General features: G+C 36.2%; 9 protein-coding genes. All 9 read right to left on the bottom strand.

Going from position 1 to position 17,458, the window contains the following annotated elements; genetic code table 11:
- Positions 1-2: 2 nt before the first annotated feature.
- The gene (locus B0A65_RS04755; protein WP_074662323.1) at positions 3-1,967 is read right to left on the bottom strand and encodes a sialate O-acetylesterase; all 1,965 of its coding nucleotides are present in this window, start codon (positions 1,965-1,967) and stop codon (positions 3-5) included.
- 28 nt (positions 1,968-1,995) lie between these two features.
- On the bottom strand, positions 1,996-4,266 hold the full coding sequence (locus B0A65_RS04750; protein ID WP_074662325.1) for a GH92 family glycosyl hydrolase: 2,271 nt from the start codon (positions 4,264-4,266) through the stop codon (positions 1,996-1,998).
- 133 nt (positions 4,267-4,399) lie between these two features.
- Complete coding sequence (locus B0A65_RS04745; RefSeq protein ID WP_083370495.1) at positions 4,400-5,695, bottom strand: family 43 glycosylhydrolase; 1,296 nt, start codon at positions 5,693-5,695, stop codon at positions 4,400-4,402.
- Between the two features lie 3 nt (positions 5,696-5,698).
- On the bottom strand, positions 5,699-6,802 hold the full coding sequence (locus B0A65_RS04740) for a glycoside hydrolase family 26 protein (protein WP_074662330.1): 1,104 nt from the start codon (positions 6,800-6,802) through the stop codon (positions 5,699-5,701).
- A gap of 96 nt (positions 6,803-6,898) precedes the next feature.
- A complete protein-coding gene (locus B0A65_RS04735; protein WP_074662332.1) occupies positions 6,899-8,431 on the bottom strand; it encodes a hypothetical protein in 1,533 nt (510 codons plus the stop codon).
- 26 nt (positions 8,432-8,457) lie between these two features.
- On the bottom strand, positions 8,458-9,600 hold the full coding sequence (locus B0A65_RS04730; protein WP_074662335.1) for a glycan-binding surface protein: 1,143 nt from the start codon (positions 9,598-9,600) through the stop codon (positions 8,458-8,460).
- 17 nt (positions 9,601-9,617) lie between these two features.
- Complete coding sequence (locus B0A65_RS04725) at positions 9,618-11,312, bottom strand: RagB/SusD family nutrient uptake outer membrane protein (RefSeq protein WP_074662337.1); 1,695 nt, start codon at positions 11,310-11,312, stop codon at positions 9,618-9,620.
- A gap of 10 nt (positions 11,313-11,322) precedes the next feature.
- Positions 11,323-14,466 carry a SusC/RagA family TonB-linked outer membrane protein gene (locus B0A65_RS04720; protein WP_074662340.1) on the bottom strand — a complete coding sequence of 1,048 codons (3,144 nt, stop codon included), beginning with the start codon at positions 14,464-14,466 and terminating at the stop codon, positions 11,323-11,325.
- 438 nt (positions 14,467-14,904) lie between these two features.
- Positions 14,905-17,457 carry an alpha-glucuronidase family glycosyl hydrolase gene (locus B0A65_RS04715; RefSeq protein ID WP_074662343.1) on the bottom strand — a complete coding sequence of 851 codons (2,553 nt, stop codon included), beginning with the start codon at positions 17,455-17,457 and terminating at the stop codon, positions 14,905-14,907.
- Position 17,458: the final 1 nt, after the last annotated feature.

The following is a 17,458-nucleotide window of genomic DNA, read 5'->3' as shown; positions in this document are numbered from 1 at the left end:
TCTTATTTATTTTCTGTGATTCCTTTAAAATTATCAGTGCGAAATGGCAACAAAGGCAATCCTTCTTTATTGTAAATATTCCCGTCAGGATTGTTGCTCCAATCGTAACGTACCGAAACCGGACTTTGAATCTCATCATTGTAAAGCACAATTGTATTGTCTTTTTGATACCCTTTTGCCCAAACATATTTTTGATCCGTTCCGGCAATGGCGAAGCCTTTTGCGTAGCCATAAGCATCACGAAGTTCTAAACCTGAACCCAGATTAGTAAAAGAAATTATGATTTCATTTCCTTTGATTTCAAGAGATTTAAATTGTGGACCGCCAAAAACTACCTCTTTATTATAAGCTACTTTTAAAGCCGAAAGCGCCAATCTTTTTCCAACATCTTGTTTGTTTTTTGGATGAATATCGTCGGGATTTCCAATGTCAATTGCCAACGCCATTGCGGTATTTGGCAGTTGCAAAGCTTTTGTTTGCGCTTCTCTTAATTCTGCCCATTCGTAATCCGAAGGTGTCGGTTTATCATGCATGAAATTGGCTAATTGAACAAACAGAAACGGAAAATCATAACCCCATTTTGCTCTCCAGCCTCTTATCATATCCGGAAATAAAGTTCCGTATTCAAATGAACGATCTGCGTTTGATTCTCCCTGATACCAAATTGCTCCTTTGATTCCGTACGGAATTAACGGTGCTATCATGGCATTGTACAAAGTGGTCGGTACATATTGAGGTTCTCTGCTTAATGGATATTTAGGCATATTAGTGGCATCAACAGCCGTTTTGTAGTTCCAGTTTCCTGCTAATGTTTTTTGAGCGGATCCAATTTCCATAAATAAATCTTCCGCATTGCCATAGATTCCGCCGCCGCCGCCGGTATCGTTTACACGAATTGTAATTACATTTCTGCCTGCTTTTAAAAGATTTTTCGGAACGACATAAGTTCTTAAAGCTTCGTGTCCTATTGTTTCTCCAATTTTAATACCGTTGAAATATGTAATATCTTCATCATCAATTTTTGATAAATGAAGTGTTATGGATTTTGAGACCTCATTATTTGTTAGATTGATTTCTTTACGAAACCAAACTATTCCGTCATAATTAGGAAGGATATTTTCCTGTTCCCAATTTCCCGGTAGACTCATCGAAGACCAATTTGAAACATCCAAATCAAAATCTGCCCATGTTTTTCCGTCTTCCTGATATCCTCTGTCTTTTCCTGAGTTTTTTGACCAGATTGCTAAATCATTTTTATAAGCTGATAAAATATCAGCTACATCCGTTTTGTTTGTAGAAAGGTTTTCTGCTTCAACTCTGTATCTTGGAAAATGTTTTATGCTTTCTAAATCCGTCCAAGATTCAGCAGGAGTTCCGCCCCAATTCGAACTGATTAAACCAATTGGAACCTTAATTTCTTTTTGAAGATCTCTTCCGAAAAAATACGCAACAGCGGAAAAATTCGGAATCGTTTCGGTACTACATTCTACCCAACCGTTGCTTACAACATCTTCTTTAGGATGACTTGCAACGGCTTTTTCCACCATAAATAATCTGATATTTGGATAATTGGCATCGGCAATTTCTTTTTTGTAATTGTTGACGTTTGCAATTAATGGCCATTCCATATTCGATTGTCCCGAAGCGATCCAAACATCTCCAATCAAAATATTCCTCAAGCTGATTGTATTTTTTCCCTGAATGATCATTTCATAAGGACCTCCGGCAGGAACAGCTTTAAGCTCTAATTTCCATTTCCCGTCTTTTCCGGTTTTGGTCTGATATTTCGAACCTAAAAAATTTACTGACACTTTTTCTCCAACATCTGCCCAACCCCAAATTGGGATCTTTATTTCTCTCTGCAAAACCATATTATCTCCCACAAGTTTTGGCAATTTTACAGTTGCAAAAACAGTATTAGAGAGAACAGTAAAAAGCAGTGCCAGTACAATTGAAATACGTTTCATACTTTGTGTTTATATTTTATTCTAAATCTTATTTCTTTTCCGGATAATAGGTTGGAGGCATATCACTTATGGCACTTCCCCATTTTTTATTTGGATTTTTGCCCATTTTAAATTCGATTGATCCGCCTTGACTTAATGCATTCCAATCGAGCCATAAACTGGAAACATTTTTTCCATTTAGTTTCATTTCCTGAATGTAAGGCGCATTAAACTCCGCATTTTTCCCATCAATTGTAATCTTCTTTCCGTTTTCTAAACTGATGGTTGTTTTTTCAAATAAAGGCCCAGTTATTGTAAATCCGGCTTCTCCGGGTAAATTCGGATAAAAACCTAAAGCTGAGAAAACATACAAAGCTGACATCGCACCAACATCATCATCGCCTGGCATTCCGTTTGGCGAATTTTTAAAAACTTCTGTTACGCGACGAACATTGTATTGCGCTTTCCAGGGTTTTTGCAGATAATTATAAACGTACATTGCTCCAAAACAAGGTTCGTTTCCAACCCAGTAAAAAGGTTTTTCGGGAGCCCAGCCTGTTTCAATTTTAGACACAAACTGATCCAGACGTTTTTCTATAAAACCTGCTCCGCCTGCTTTGTCAATTAATTTTTTCATACTCTGCGGAACACTCCAGAAATACTGCATGGCGCATCCTTCATTAAAACCATTTTCACTGGAATCACTAAATGGCGTAATAAATTTTCCATCAGAATTTCTTCCCTGAATTAATTTATTTTCGGGATTTAATAATGTGAATGCATTTTGAGAACGATTTAGATAATATTTTTCAGCTTCCAAATCATTTGCTGCTTTGCAAATTTTAGCAATTGAATAATCGTCAACTCCATATTCTAAAGTCATAGAAGCACCGTAACCGTGAAGATCAACAGGAACATAACCTAATTTCTTATATTCTTCAACCGCGTACCAGCCGTGAGATTGTCTGCTGGAATGAAATTCTGTTGATACTTTTTTCATCATGTCTTTAACCATTATCAAATCAAAATCTTTGGCACCCATCGCATACATATTAGCAATAAATGGAAATGGAGAATAGCCGTTCATTACTCCATATTCCTGATTGTTCATGCTCCAATTTGGAAAAGATCCGCCTTGCTGTGCATCTAACAACAAAGACTGAATCATGTCTGAAGATTCTTTTGGCGCAATAATCGCCTGCACCTGTGCTGTTGTTCTGTAAGTATCCCAAAGCGAAAAGTTTACATATTTATTTCTGCCTTTTTCAATTTTGTGAATTTTATCATCAAAGCCTATATAATCTCCATTTACATCTTCAAAAACATTTGGTTGTAAAAGAGTACGCGAAACTGAAGTATAAAAAACAGTTTTCTCGTCTTCATTTTTTCCTTCAACTACAATTTTATTCAAATACTTTTCCCATTCCGAGTGCACGTTTTGGTAGGTATTTTCGAAATTCCAATCGGATATTTCTGCATTTAGATTCTGAATTGCATTTTCTACACTGACAAACGAAATTGCCGATCTCATTTTTACCTTCGTTTTTCCTTCAAGGTTAAAAGTAACATAAGCTGCAATCGCACTTCCTGAAATATTTTCACTTCCTTTAGTTTTATTTTCTGCACGCCAATTTCCTACTTCTTTAAAAGGAACGTCAAATTCAGCTACAAAATAAACTTTATAAGGACGGTCGTTTGGATCACGCCAGCAAAAACCTCCTGTTGACATAAAACCGCTTACTCTGTTTTTTTTAGAATCAATATTCAGTTGTCCGGCACTGATTCCGTTGGCATTATTTGTTGGAGCAAAAACTACTGAAGCTTCTTTATTTAATGGAAAATCAATCTCGCCAATAGAAGCTCTTTGTGTGGTTGTAAATTTTACATCGGTTTGATATGTATCTAATTTTACCGAATAATATCCCGGTTTCGCCACTTCATTTTGATGCGAAAATTTACTCTTATAAGCTGATTTATTATAAACTGGAGAAACATTCAAATCGCCGACAACAGGCGTGAATGGCAAATCCTGCATGGCATGGCAGCCTACTCCAGAGAAATGCGTCATGCCGAAACCATAAATTTCATCTTGTGTATAACGGTATCCTGAACGTGACGTTTCGTAATTTTCAAACACATTGTTCGGACTTATAGAAATCATTCCGAAAGGTGCTTGAGCGCCCGGATACAAATTTCCCCATTCGCCTGTTCCTATAAAATTATTTACATAATCTACAGGAGCTTTTTTTTGTGCAAAAGCAAAACTTCCGGCAAAAAACAGTGCAGCTAAGACGGTGCTTTTATGTTTTGTTATTTTCATTTTATTTATTAAAAATTATTCTATTTTATATGAGTCGTTCCTGCAAGGTTTTCAAAACCTTGTAGGTCTGCTTTCTTTATTCGGATAATCAAAATACCTACAAGGTTTCCAAAACCTTGCAGGAGAAGCCAAATCAGTTGTTTTTTAAAACCTGAACTTCCCAAAGAGAAGCGTTTCTGTCTTCTGAATTATTAACCGTAACTTTTACATAGCGCGCTTTCTCAGTTTTGGTCTGAAGCATTTCTTTATAACCCTGAACAGCTTCCTGACTATGATCGGCATACAACTGCCAATTCTGATAATCTGTTGATGTTTCTATTTTGAAAGTGACCCATTTATCCGGATATTCGAAACAGACACGAACAGCGTCAAACGAAAATTCCTGACCTAAATCTATTGTAACATCACTTGGTGCGCTGCTGGTTGTCCAACGTGTATCATTTCTTCCATCAACTACTTTTCCGGCTTCAAAGCCTGCATTTTGACTGCTGGCGAAAGCATTTTTGTTTAGAGCCAAATTGGTGTATTTTCCTTTTTTATTTAACGTTTTAGCCAAATCATCTACATAAGAAACGAGATTGATTTTACCGTTTTTGAACTCGACTTCAGAAACGGCTGAAAAACGATAATCGCAAGTTGGGCCTTTTGCCAAATCCTGTCTGTGGTAGAACATAAAGGAACGTCCGTCAATTTCTGTAATCGAATGATGACCTGGACCAGAAATTCCGGCTTTTTCATCGGTTTTTAAAATCGGACTGTTTGATGCTTCTTCGTAAGGGCCATCAATATTTTTTGATACGGCGTAACGCACCTTATAACTCGTTTCCCAACAGCGTCCACCTGCCCACATGCAATAATATAATCCATCTTTATATACTAAATATGGACCTTCTGTATAATCAAAAAGGTTTCCTTTTATGGAAAGTTTCTTTTCGATTTTGGTTAAATACGTTGGAGACTTTACATCATTATCCATTAAAAATAATTCGCGTCCTGCAGAAATTACATAGATTTTTCCTGAAACGGGATCGCGAAAAGGCTCAATATCAAAACCGCCTAAATGCGCTTCTTTTTTGAAAGGCCCCGTTGGTGAATCTCCCGAATAAACATAACCGGAATAATCGACCGAACTTTGGCAATACAAATAGTATTTTCCGTTATCGCCCTGAATTACTGCCGGAGCCCAAACGGTTTCATGTGGTAAACCGGGAACGGATTGAACATCCCAATCAGCTAAGTTTTTTGTTGTCCAGACTAAAATTTCGCCGTCATTTCCGCTAAAATAACCGTCTGTTGTGGAGTACATATAATACGTATCGCCAAATTTCTTTATACTTGGATCTGCAAAATAACCCGGAACAACGGGATTTTGCGCCATTATAGCAACGGTAAAAAAGCTTAAAAAAAGAGTTATTAATCTACTATTCATGTTTTATTTTTTATTGTAAATATTCTCTTTGGTTAATTCTTTCTGGAAAATAACTTTAGGAGTTTTATAAAATGTTTTAAAATCATTTTCACTAATCTGTCCCGGATATGGAACAAAATAATGATCTGGTCTTCCGTTTCTCCAAAGCAAAACATAAGACAAATTAGAATTCTGAACAATAGGAAGTAAGATCTCTGTCCACCATTTTTTATTCGGTACTTTTTCCTGTCCGATTTCGGTTAATGCTGTTAGCTTATTGTGCTCTTTTCCGATTTCATTTAGCATTTTGATTTGATTTTTTATTCCCTGTACAAATTCAGAATTGGTTTTTGCAGTATCGTTCTGATAAGCATCAAAACCTAAAACATCTACATAATTATCGCCAGGATATCTTTCTAAGAAAAATTCTTTGTTTGGAAATTCAGTGGTAGAAAAAGCGTATAAAACATTTTTAACGCCTTTGCTTTTTAAATAATCAACCGTGATTCTCCAAAGCTGAATATAGTCTTTCGATGCAGTCTGCTTCTTTCCCCACCAAAACCAATCGCCCGTCTGTTCGTGCAACGGCCTGAAAATAACCGGAATCGTATTTCCTCTTTCATCTTTCAAACCATTAAAAAAAGCTGCCGCTTTATCTAAATCTTTCAAATAATCTCTTTTAACCTCAGCATTTTTCAAAATAAGTTTTATTGTCGAAGTACTGTCCCATGCAGAATTTCTGTTGAAAGGGTTTGTTTGATGCCAGCTAAATGTATTAATCCCGCCTCTTTTGTAAACTTCTGTTACATATTTTTTCATTTTAACAAAAGGAACGCCATCAATATTTACATCTTCACCCAATTCTAAATGCCCTAAATCCCAACCATAAACTCCCGGATAATCTCCAACCACTTTTTTTACATCTGATTCTCCATCTACATAAGACCAGCCTACACCGTAAGCCAAATCGTCCTGATGACCGAAAATGATTCCATTTTTTGCCAGCGTTTTCATGTTCTGTAATAAAATACTTTTTGCAGTTTCTTTTTCTTCTGCTTTAGAAGTATTTTTTTGTTTATTACAGGAACTCAAAACAATAGCACAAAAAATAATAGTATAAAATTTCATTTTTATTCCAATTTTTAAAATAGACAAAGAAGAATGCTTGGGGCTCAACCAAGCTTCTTCTTTGTCTGGAAAATTACTAACCTAACTTACTTATAATTAACGCAATCCAACTTTATCGACAATTACATATCCGAACTTGCCCTGAATTGCAAAATCTTCTATTTTGGTTGCTCCGCTTAAAGCCGGTAAACTAGATAACGGAATGACAACATCTGTCCAGGCTCCAATTTTGACCTGAACTGTAGTGATACCCCAATTTCCATTAATCATAATTCCTAATTGCTGATTATTCTCTAAACCTTCTCCACCGTAAACAGAGAATGCTAATTCTGTCATTCCGGCTGTAGAAACATTTCCTCCGCCAAAACGAAGTCCGTCCCAATCCTGCCAATCTTTTCTAATGGCTTTTGTTCCTTCTCTCACTTCTGTGGTGTAAGCAGGATTTACATCTCCGCCCCAGCTCCAGTTTCCGAAACCATTTCTGTAATCGTCATCGTAAATTACTCTGGTTAACGGAATATCAGTAAGACCAGCGATTTGAATTTCAGTATTAGTTTCTATCAAAAAGTCATTGATTGTTTTTAATTTGATTGTACCATTAAAAGATCCTTCTGGTACTTTTAAAACAATTTTGGTTGCTGTATGAGTTGAGAAAGTCGTAATTGGCATTGCTGCACCCGGAATTATTACTTCTTTAACCAAATCTAAATCGGTTCCTGTAAGTGTCCAATCTGCATCAATTGCAACTGGTTTTGGCGCTGCATCTGTGATAATTGGCAGAATGATTTTTACTGCTTGTTCCGTTTCTACAACAACTCCGGAATAAGCTGTTAAAGCTATTTTACCATTCGTTGCTGTATTTGGTACTTTTACCACAATTTTTGTAGCCGTTTGACTTTCAAAAGCGGCACTTTCTGTACTATTTGGAAATTTAATCGATTTTACCAAATCAAGATCTTCTCCATTAATACTTAATAAATCACTGTGTTTTACACTAGTTGGTTCCAGAGAAGTCACTTTTGGCAAATCGATGATGATATCACTTTCCGTTTCAAACGTATAAGGTTCTGTTCCGCCTCCAATAATCAGAATAGATCCAGTTTTTGCATCCATTGGAACTTTAACCACTAATTGTTTTAAAGAAGCGCTTACGAATTCTTTAACTTCGATTCCGTCAGCAAAAACTACAGACGTTACCCAGTTTAAATAATCTCCTGTAATCGTAATATTCTCACCTGGTTTGGCCTGAGGTGTAATACTTGCAATCATAAACGGCACATCAAAACTTAAAACGGTTTTTGATGTTATTTCTCCACCGTCATAAACTAAAGTTACTTTTCCTTCTGTTGCTTCTTCAGGAATAATCAATTCTATTTTTTCTGAAGTCTGCGAAACAAAATCATCACTTGAAACTTCAACACCCGGAAGCATTATAGAAGTCACACGATCCAGATTATGACCGATAAAGGCTATTTGCTCGCCATGTTTTTGCCCCGAAGGACCAAAACTCAAAAGTTCAACGACATCATTACTGCTTTTAGAGTCGTCATTGCTGCAGGATACAGCGGCTCCAACGATTATGAATAACATAATCAGGAGATAAAATGGTTTATTTTTAAATTTTTTCATTTTGGTTTTGTTTTATATAAAATGAATTATTTTAAACTTTTTGGTACAACCCTAAAGTTATCTACAGAAATATCTGCATCAAGAGCGCCGTCACCGTGAACAATTAAGCGGGAGAAATATCCGGCTGCATTTACATCATGACCTGGTCCTAATAAAACTTTTTCTAAAGGCACAACGATAGTTTCCCATTCGCCTTCTGTATCATAAGGCGGACTCCATAAATACACGCCTCCGCTCCAATAATAATCATCAAAATCTGAAGCTTTGTCTAATAGAACCTGAAATTTTAATCCGTTAGCGTTATACGGTTTCAGTGTATTTATTTCGAATTTGAAATTGTATTTTTCTGGATGTGTCAATGCATCATCCGGAACATTTCTGCTTTCCGCACCAAATACGTCTGGTCCGCCATTGAAGAATGCTGTAAAATCCCAGCTTCCGATGTTTTTCTTTACTCTGATGTAATTTCCATTAATGGCTTCAGGATCTCCATCGCCAGGATTTGTGACGATAAAATCTGAACCTGTTGCGCCACTTACAAAAATGTTTCGGTTGTCTCTAAACCAGAAATCAGACTTTGTTTCTCCAAAATTGGTTTTGATCGTAATTGGTCCCGGCTGTGCTCCTTCCGGAACTACAATATTCAAAATCTGATCATTATCTATACTTGAAATTGTTGCCTGCGCGCCTCCGGTAAAAGTTACTGTCATTGGCTCATAGAAAAAGTCTCCCTGAATGGTTGCAATTTTTCCAGTTGCAACATATTCACTTTTCATGGCTTTCATGTACGGTTTTCCAATTTTCACTGAAAAATCATAAGTATAAACTCCGCCCGAACCATTAACTAATCGAATTTGATTGTTGATTTCTGTTGGAATTTTCCCCGGTACATTAGTAATAATCGAATTCTTAGTTACATAAGTTGGAGAAATAAAGGCTTTAAGATTATTAAACCAAACTTCTTTTGTATCCTGAAGATTATCCCCAATTAAAGCCAAAAGCTGTCCCTGACCTGCTTCTACCAATAATGAATCTGATGAAGCCGGATCTGTTAGTCTTACGTAATTGATAATCGGACTTCTGCTGGCTGCTTCTTCAGAAGAACAAGAAACCACCGTTGTTCCTAAAACAACTAATAAGGCTGCTGTTATTTTATATAAAGTTTTCATATTGTCTTTTTTAAAAATTACTGTTTACCTGCATAATAATCTACCGGTGTTTTTCCTAAATTTGGCGCCTGACTCATTTCTGTTGCCGGAATCGGAATTAAAAAGTTACCATCATTTGCTGCATAACTTCTTACTGTTACCCAAGGCGTTTTAGTAAATGTCCAGGATGTTGGGTTTGGAATTCTGTCCGGTTCAATCGCAAAAGCAGATCTATCCTGATTGCTGATAATATCATACGCTTTCTGCGGATTGTAATAATGCAGACGAACTAAATCGTACCATGCCATCGCTTCTACAGAAAACTCAATCATTCTTTCATCAAAAATTCTGTCAAAAGTTAATGGACCCTGAATTGCATTTAAACCAGCTCTTGTGTGCACAGCATTAAAATATTGAATTGCTTTTGTATCTGAAGTTGAACCGTTGTTTCCAACCGCAGCTTCGGCGTAAGCCAAATACATTTCTGCCAGACGCAACATATAAGTATTGATTTCGTACGTATGAAATCCTGCCAAACCTGCGTTATCTTTAGCTTTACCCACAACATATTTTTTTGTTGAAGCATAACTGATCTCTGCTCCCTGACTATAAGGAAAACGAAGTTCCTGTTCTGTACCATCTTCTAATGTTTGCGTGATTTCAGGATAATGCGCACCGGGAAGCATAAATGTAGCTTTTAAACGTTGATCGAGTGTTTTTCCTTCCATCATTCCCGGACTTCCCACAACTGGATTTATTCCTTCGTATTTACTTAAAATCCACCATGTTGCACTAAAATCTCCTCCCCATCCGTCGCCATTGGCAATTGAAGGGCTAAATGCTAAAGAGGAAGGTGCGGTATTTGTAGTAGAACTGTAAGTACCTGTATATAACCATTGTAATGAAAACAAAGATTCTGCATTATTTTCGTTTTTTGTCAAATATAAATCGGCGTATTTAGGTTCTAATTTTGCACCACTTCTTGTGATTACTCTCTCTGCGTAATATTTTGTAGAATCTAAGAAAACCTGATTTCTATTACCTTCAGTTCTTCCTACGCCTGCTCTGTTCAAGTAAGTTCTTGCTAACATTCCTTCTGCTGCCCATTTAGTAATTCTTCCTGTTTGCAAAGGTGTTTCTTTAAGATCTTCTGCAGCAGCGCGGTAATCTTTAGTAATAAATTTCCATACACTTTCGGGCGTATTACGAACTTGCGTAGTATCTCCAACCAATGTAAAATTGTTGGTAATAATGGGTACAGCACCATAATTCATCGTTAATAAACTATAAGCAGTTGCTCTCATAAATCGGGCTTCGGCAATAGTTTGTTTTTTAATATCCGGATTTACACTTGGACCTGCATATTTATTAACGTTGATAATGTAAGTATTACACTGACCGATTGTATTGAAAAGAGATTTCCAAACATCATAATTCATTTGTGAATTAGAAGTTGTGTTGAACTGTACCATATCAGGATAATTGTAAACCGACATCATGGTTCCTCCTCTAAAATCACCTACACTAAATGAAGCTTTATCATTGTATAAAAACCATACTTTATTGTATAGTAATGCTGATCCTGCCAAAACTTGTTCGTCTGTTTTATAAAATTCTGCATCTACGGGAACGTCCTGTGGCGGTCTTTCTAAAAATTCTTCAGAACAACTGGTCAATAATATTAAAAACAGGCTGGATACTGTAAAAGAAATTTTAAATAGTATATTTTTCATCACGCTATTTTTAAAAGTTAATTCCTAAATTAAATGAATACATTGGTGTCAACGGATAACGTCCGTAATCAAATCCGATTGGCTGAGAACCAGCGTTTGAACCGCTTCCAACGTAAGAACCTACTTCTGGATCATATCCTGAATATTTAGTAAATGTTGCGATGTTTTGAACCGCAAAACCAAGTCTGAATCCTGTTACACCAGGAATTCCTCTAAGTGTTTCTTTACTGAAATCATAGTTTAATGAGACGTTTTTAATTCTTAAATAAGAACCATCTTCAACCCATTTACTCGTATGTCTATCGTAGTTTCCGTTTCGTGTGTTCGAAATTCTTGCTACGTCTGTATCTGGATTTATGATGTACGGATTTCCATTTGCATCTTCACCAATTCGTGCGTAATCTAAGGCGTGAACTAATAAATTGTTACCAACGCTTACGTTTACCGGATTTGAGTTCACACGTTTTGTGTAATTGTAAATATCATTTCCGTAAGAACCCGTTAATAAAATTCCTAAAGTGAATTGTTTGTAAGTGAAAGTATTAGTCATACCTCCAAATAATTTTGGATATGGATTTCCGATAAAAGTCTGATCTTTTTCGTCAATTTTTCCATCATTATTGATATCCTTATATTTCACATCTCCAACCCAAACACCACCTTGATCTTTGTTTACCGGAAGTTTATTTCCTTGGTTATCAACCGGCAAAGCGCTGTTATTGATTTCGTCAAGCGATTTGAATAATCCTTCTTCAACATAACCATAAAATTGCCACGGCGTTTGACCTACAACAGAACGCTGTGTCCATTCCTGAAAATAACGGGAATAACGATCTAAAATAGCCGACTGTGTATAGAATTTTTCAATTTTTGTATCAAAATGCGAAACGTTTACATTTGTTGTCCAAGAGAAATCTGCTGTTTTAATATTTACTGTATTTACAGCAATACTCCAACCTTTGTTTTTTAAAGCTCCAACGTTTACAGTAGGAGGCGTCATTCCTCCTTCTCCATCAACACCATAATAAAGTGGCAAAGGAAGATCCATAATTAAGTTGTCGGTTTTTTTTACGTAAACATCTCCTTCAATTGTAATTCTGTTATTAAATAATCCTAAATTGAAACCGATATTGTTGGTTGTTGTTTCTTCCCATTTTAAATCTGAATTGGCATATTTACTTGGCAAGAAACCAGTTCCCCATTGTGTTGGTGCTCCGTCAAGTCTTCCATAAATAACTCCTCCTGGTCCGTTGCTTCCTGTGGTTCCAGATTCAAAACGTAATTTTAATTCGCTGATTTGTTTTACTTTAAAGAAAGGCTCTTCAGAAATTCTCCATGCCGCAGAAGCAGATGGGAAATAACCCCACTTATTGTCCGGACCAAAGTTAGAAGATCCATCGGCTCTTAAAGTGGCATTAATAAAATATCTGTTTCTATAATTATATCCTGCACTACCTAAGAAAGATTCTAAAGCCCAGTCGTTTTTACCTCCCGTAGCGATTGATGTAGATTGATCTCCAACATTTAAATCCGGAATTGCCACAGGGAAATTTTCTCTATAACCTGTCAATTGTTTCCAAGCTCCGCTTTGTGCTTCGTGTCCGAAAATTGCGGTTACGGTATGATCTCCAAAAGCTTTATCATAGTTTAAGAATTGGTCAAATTTCCAATATGTATTTCTGTTTTCAACATTTGTAAGCTGTGTATTGATTCTTTCGTTAACGCCAAATTTATATTTTGGAAGAAAATAAACACCGCTTCCGTATTCGATATTGGTATTAAAAGAAGTTTTAAAAGACAATCCATCGATAATGTCAATTTTCAAATTCAATCCTCCTAAAAACTGTCTGGTCAAAACTTCATTTGTATTTAAGTTTGCCATCGCAATCGGGTTTGGAGAACTGTATCTTTCCGGAGAAGCCGGATCTGTACTTCCTCCTCCATAAGTTCCGTCAAAGTTTTTTACGGGGATATTTGGACTTAATTTCGTCGCATTCAAAACAACTGATTCAGACGTCGCTGCTGCCACATTATCCGTTTGGTTGATATTAAAGTTTGCTCCAAGAGTTAGCCAATCATTGGCTTTGTTGTCCAAATTCAAACGAACAGAATAACGGTCAAAGTTTGAACCTTGAGAAATACCTTGTTGATTAAAATATTCTCCTGATAAATAATAGGTTGTAGTATCGCTACCACCGCTCAAACGCAATTGATGTTTTGTCATTGGTGCTAAACGGTAAAGCTCTTCCTGCCAGTCTGTTCCTTGTCCTAAAATAGAAGGATCCAAAAATTCTGCCGGAATTACACCTCCTGCCTGTTGTTGGTATTCTCCCATCAACTGTGCATATTGTCTTAAATTCATCACATTGATTTTCTTTGGCGGTGCCTGCAAAGAATACGTATAATCGTATGCAATTTTAATTTTTCCTGCCTTACCTCTTTTAGTAGTAATTACAATTACCCCATTTGTACCTCTGGAACCGTAAAGCGCTGTTGCAGAAGGACCTTGTAAAATATTCATCGTTTCAATATCTGCCGGATTCAAACCTGATAGCGGACTATTTGAACTCAATAATCCGCTTCCTATTTCCTGCACTGTAATCTGAACACCGTCAATTACATACAAAGGCTGATTTGTCCCGTTTAATGAATTTACCCCGCGAATATTAACTGACAAACCTCCTCCTGGTTCACCTGAATTCTGCGTTACATAAACACCCGCAGCTCTACCCTGAATAGCCTGTTCAACGGTTGTATTTACCGTTTCATTAATTGCTTTCGCAGTAATAGTAGCCTGTGCACTGGTTAAATCCGTCTTTTTGACTTTGGTATAACCTGTAACTACAATTTCCTGAAGCGATTCTGATTCAGACGAAAGCGCAACATTCAATACTTTTAAATCTCCGGTATTTATTTTTTTTGTTTTGTATCCAATAAAAGAAAATAAAAGATTGGTCGATTTTCCCGCATTAATCGTATAAGATCCGTTATAATCCGTCATTGCGGTCTGCCCACCACCTTCGGTTTTAATGTTTACACCCGGAAGCGGATCTCCGGAATGCTCGTCGGTAACCTTACCCGTAATCTGCTGCTGTGCAAGAGCTACCGGTATAAATAGAAGCCAAAAGAGGCTGGTCATTAAGATTTTTTTCATAAGGTTTAGTTATTTAATTAGTCATGTTTTTTTTAATTGTAGTTGTAGTTTTTTTGAAGTTAAATCTTAGAAAGTTCCTCAAGGTTGTCCCGTACCTGGTCAAAGTTTTGGACAACACTTTCTAAATATCTTCAGTTGTAACTACAAAAACTTCAAATTCATTTCTAGCATTTTGGTTAAGTTTTCTTTAGTTCATGATTATTTTTTGTTTTTTTTTGATTTAGATTTTAATTTGAATTCATTTAAAAAAGGGCAAAAAGAGTCCTGTTCGCTTGATTACAAGCAAATCACATTTCGATTTTTTTAATAAATAATTTTAGATTCCGGTTAACTTTCAGCTTCGATAATTAAAACGGCAGGCAGTGTTTTAATTCGGAGAAGAAACAATATGAGTTAACTATTTTAAGACCGTAAATAAATTTTTATTTTTGATGACAATTACCAAACCGTTACAGCTTCTGTAGTTGCTTCCGGAAAACGAACGGTAGCTGCTCCTGATTTTACTTCAACATAATACAGAAAACTATTTTGGTTGTAATCCTTTTTATTAATAGCTAATTGATAAACATTTCGATCAACATTTTTCAATTCTTTTTGTTCAAATTTATCGGAGTTCAATGCTTTGTAAAATACTTTTACCGAAGTCACTTTTTCCGGCGACAATATTCTGATTTTAGAAACTAATGATTCTCCTTGTTTTACAATTGTCTGTCTTGTCGGCATTACAATTCTCAATTTCCCTGCGTATTGATCCGATAAAATTAAATCAGGAATATTGGTTAAAATCTTTTTCAAAACATCATCATATTGATGAATCTGATTAAGACTTCCTAAATTATGTTGTTCCAAATTCGCAATTGTGCCCATTTCACCATTTGTAGAAACGGTTTGCATTAAACTGTTCCCCATTTTTGTCCATGCAGCAGCGAGTTCATTTCTTTTTGTCAATAGTTTTTCTGCCAGTTTTTGCTTTTCAGTTTGGTCTTTAGTTTTATCCAGTTGTGTTTTCAATTTCTCCATTTCTCCTAATAAACAACCTGATAAACCTTGGTATTTAGCATAATAAAAGGTGTTTAACCAATAATTATATCTGCTTAAATTATCTTTTCCTATTACGAATTTCTTATTGGTTTCAAAAGTTTTAATAAAATCATATTTTTTCTGAAAGGTTGTCCAGGCTTCGTAATTGGGTCTAATCATTCCGGGGCCTTTTTTGCCCCAGTCTGCAGTTCTTGGAAAATTAGCGTGACGGTCTTTACTGTTCAATTTGAAATTTCCTCCGTCTAGAGAAGCAAACAATTTTCCCATTTCTGCCGAAGCTTTTTTTCCAAACTGCAATGCCGACCATTTTTTGTATAATTCATTAGAATCTAAATGTCTAACACTGTCTCCAACTGTTTTATACGTATCAGCTTCCCAGCCAGACTGTGCCAATGCCATAAAAGCAGGCGAAAGATTTCTGGTTCTCCAATGAATTCCCATCATTCCGGTGCAGCCATAACGATACGCATCAGACGCATCTTTAAGAACTCTTCCTGCCCAGAATTGTGGCGTTACCATTGCAGGATCGTCTTCAATCCATGAAATTTGCCATTTCGGACGGTCTTTTACATTTTTGAAAGCCGACTCAACCGGTGTAAATCCAACTTCTCTGTTGATTACCGAAAAAGGCATTTCTTTCGGAAACAAATTGTCAAACTCCGCTCTGTCTCTTGCAGGTCCTAAAACCCAACCGCTTGTAGCCAGTTTAAAAGGTGCTTTTACATTTTGTTTCGCCAAAATTGCACTTTGAATATCCTGAATTGTTCTTTCAACAGCTTCATCATTTTGTCCGTCCCAAGTCCAGGTTTCCGGTGTCCAAAACCAATAATAATCTAACGGATGTGATGCCATAATTCTGGAAAATATTCCTTCGTACAACATTACTTTTGCTTCTTTAGAATTAACATCAATTCCTTTTGCGATCATTTTTTGCTGTACATCAAACGGAATTGTCAAAGGCGTTTCTGTACCCAGACAGGTTTTTACACCAAGATCTTTTGCAAGCGTAAAAGTGTTTCCTAGCAGTGATCCAACGGCATTAAATATTTTTACATTTTCCTGTTCTGTATGCGGCCATCCTGAAAGGTTTTGCATGTAAGAAGCGCCATAATTATCTGTTTCGAATAATTGAGCTGCTCCAAAATGATAATTAGACGTCATTTTTGGATAATAGGCCCAAGTGCTGTCTTTCGTATTAGAATGCAATACCGGATAAGCCGATTTTACCGAACCGTCTTTATTAACTTGATCTTTAGTGCCGATCCAAACCATTGGCTCTGCACGTTCCCAACCCCCGAAAGGTCTTTTTTCAGGATAGGTATGAAAACCAATAAAGTTCATTCCCATTTTTGGCAATTGCGAAATGATGGCTTTATAATCTTCCTCGTTCCACCAATCTGGACCTTCCGGAAAATCATGAAATGGCTGAATTCCTCTTAATTCAAAAACTGGTTTGTGCTTTTCATTAAATCCTGAAAGTGCCAGATTTTCTATCTTTTCCTCCGGAATAATATCGCCGTCGATCATAAAACCAATTCCTAATGATTCTATAAATTTATAAGCTCCGTACAAAATACCTTCAGATGTGGCTCCAACAATAAATAGCTGTTCTTCGTTTTTAGATTTTAGATAATAGGCATCGCCTTCTATCGCACTTATTGATCTTTTATCTTTGAAATTATTGTACGTACTCAAAACAATTGACTTCCCTGAAATTTCATCTTCATTACTGTAAACTTCCAATTCAGGCAATTTATCAGTCGTAAGAAAAATATATTTCTGAAGTTCTTTTGCTGCCAGAATTTCTTTTGGCGATGCATGCTTTGGATAATAAATGGTAACCTCGTCAGAAGATTTACAGCTAACCAGAAGCATTACAATTGCAAACAAGCAAAGTAATTTTATCACACTATTTTTAAATTCAATTATAAAAACCATTTTATTACTCATA

The organism is Flavobacterium frigidimaris (genome assembly GCF_002217275.1).
Classification (GTDB): Bacteria; Bacteroidota; Bacteroidia; order Flavobacteriales; family Flavobacteriaceae; genus Flavobacterium; species Flavobacterium aquidurense.
Note: the sequence above shows the minus strand (reverse complement) of the source record. Positions and strands in the feature narration are given on the sequence as shown.

Coding starts and splice junctions, on each gene's coding strand:
- B0A65_RS04755 (WP_074662323.1), bottom strand. CDS start 1,967: ATGAAACGTATTTCAATTGTACTGGCACTGCTTTTTACTGTTCTCTCT.
- B0A65_RS04750 (WP_074662325.1), bottom strand. CDS start 4,266: ATGAAAATAACAAAACATAAAAGCACCGTCTTAGCTGCACTGTTTTTT.
- B0A65_RS04715 (WP_074662343.1), bottom strand. CDS start 17,457: ATGAGTAATAAAATGGTTTTTATAATTGAATTTAAAAATAGTGTGATA.
- B0A65_RS04720 (WP_074662340.1), bottom strand. CDS start 14,466: ATGAAAAAAATCTTAATGACCAGCCTCTTTTGGCTTCTATTTATACCG.
- B0A65_RS04735 (WP_074662332.1), bottom strand. CDS start 8,431: ATGAAAAAATTTAAAAATAAACCATTTTATCTCCTGATTATGTTATTC.
- B0A65_RS04740 (WP_074662330.1), bottom strand. CDS start 6,802: ATGAAATTTTATACTATTATTTTTTGTGCTATTGTTTTGAGTTCCTGT.
- B0A65_RS04730 (WP_074662335.1), bottom strand. CDS start 9,600: ATGAAAACTTTATATAAAATAACAGCAGCCTTATTAGTTGTTTTAGGA.
- B0A65_RS04725 (WP_074662337.1), bottom strand. CDS start 11,312: ATGAAAAATATACTATTTAAAATTTCTTTTACAGTATCCAGCCTGTTT.
- B0A65_RS04745 (WP_083370495.1), bottom strand. CDS start 5,695: ATGAATAGTAGATTAATAACTCTTTTTTTAAGCTTTTTTACCGTTGCT.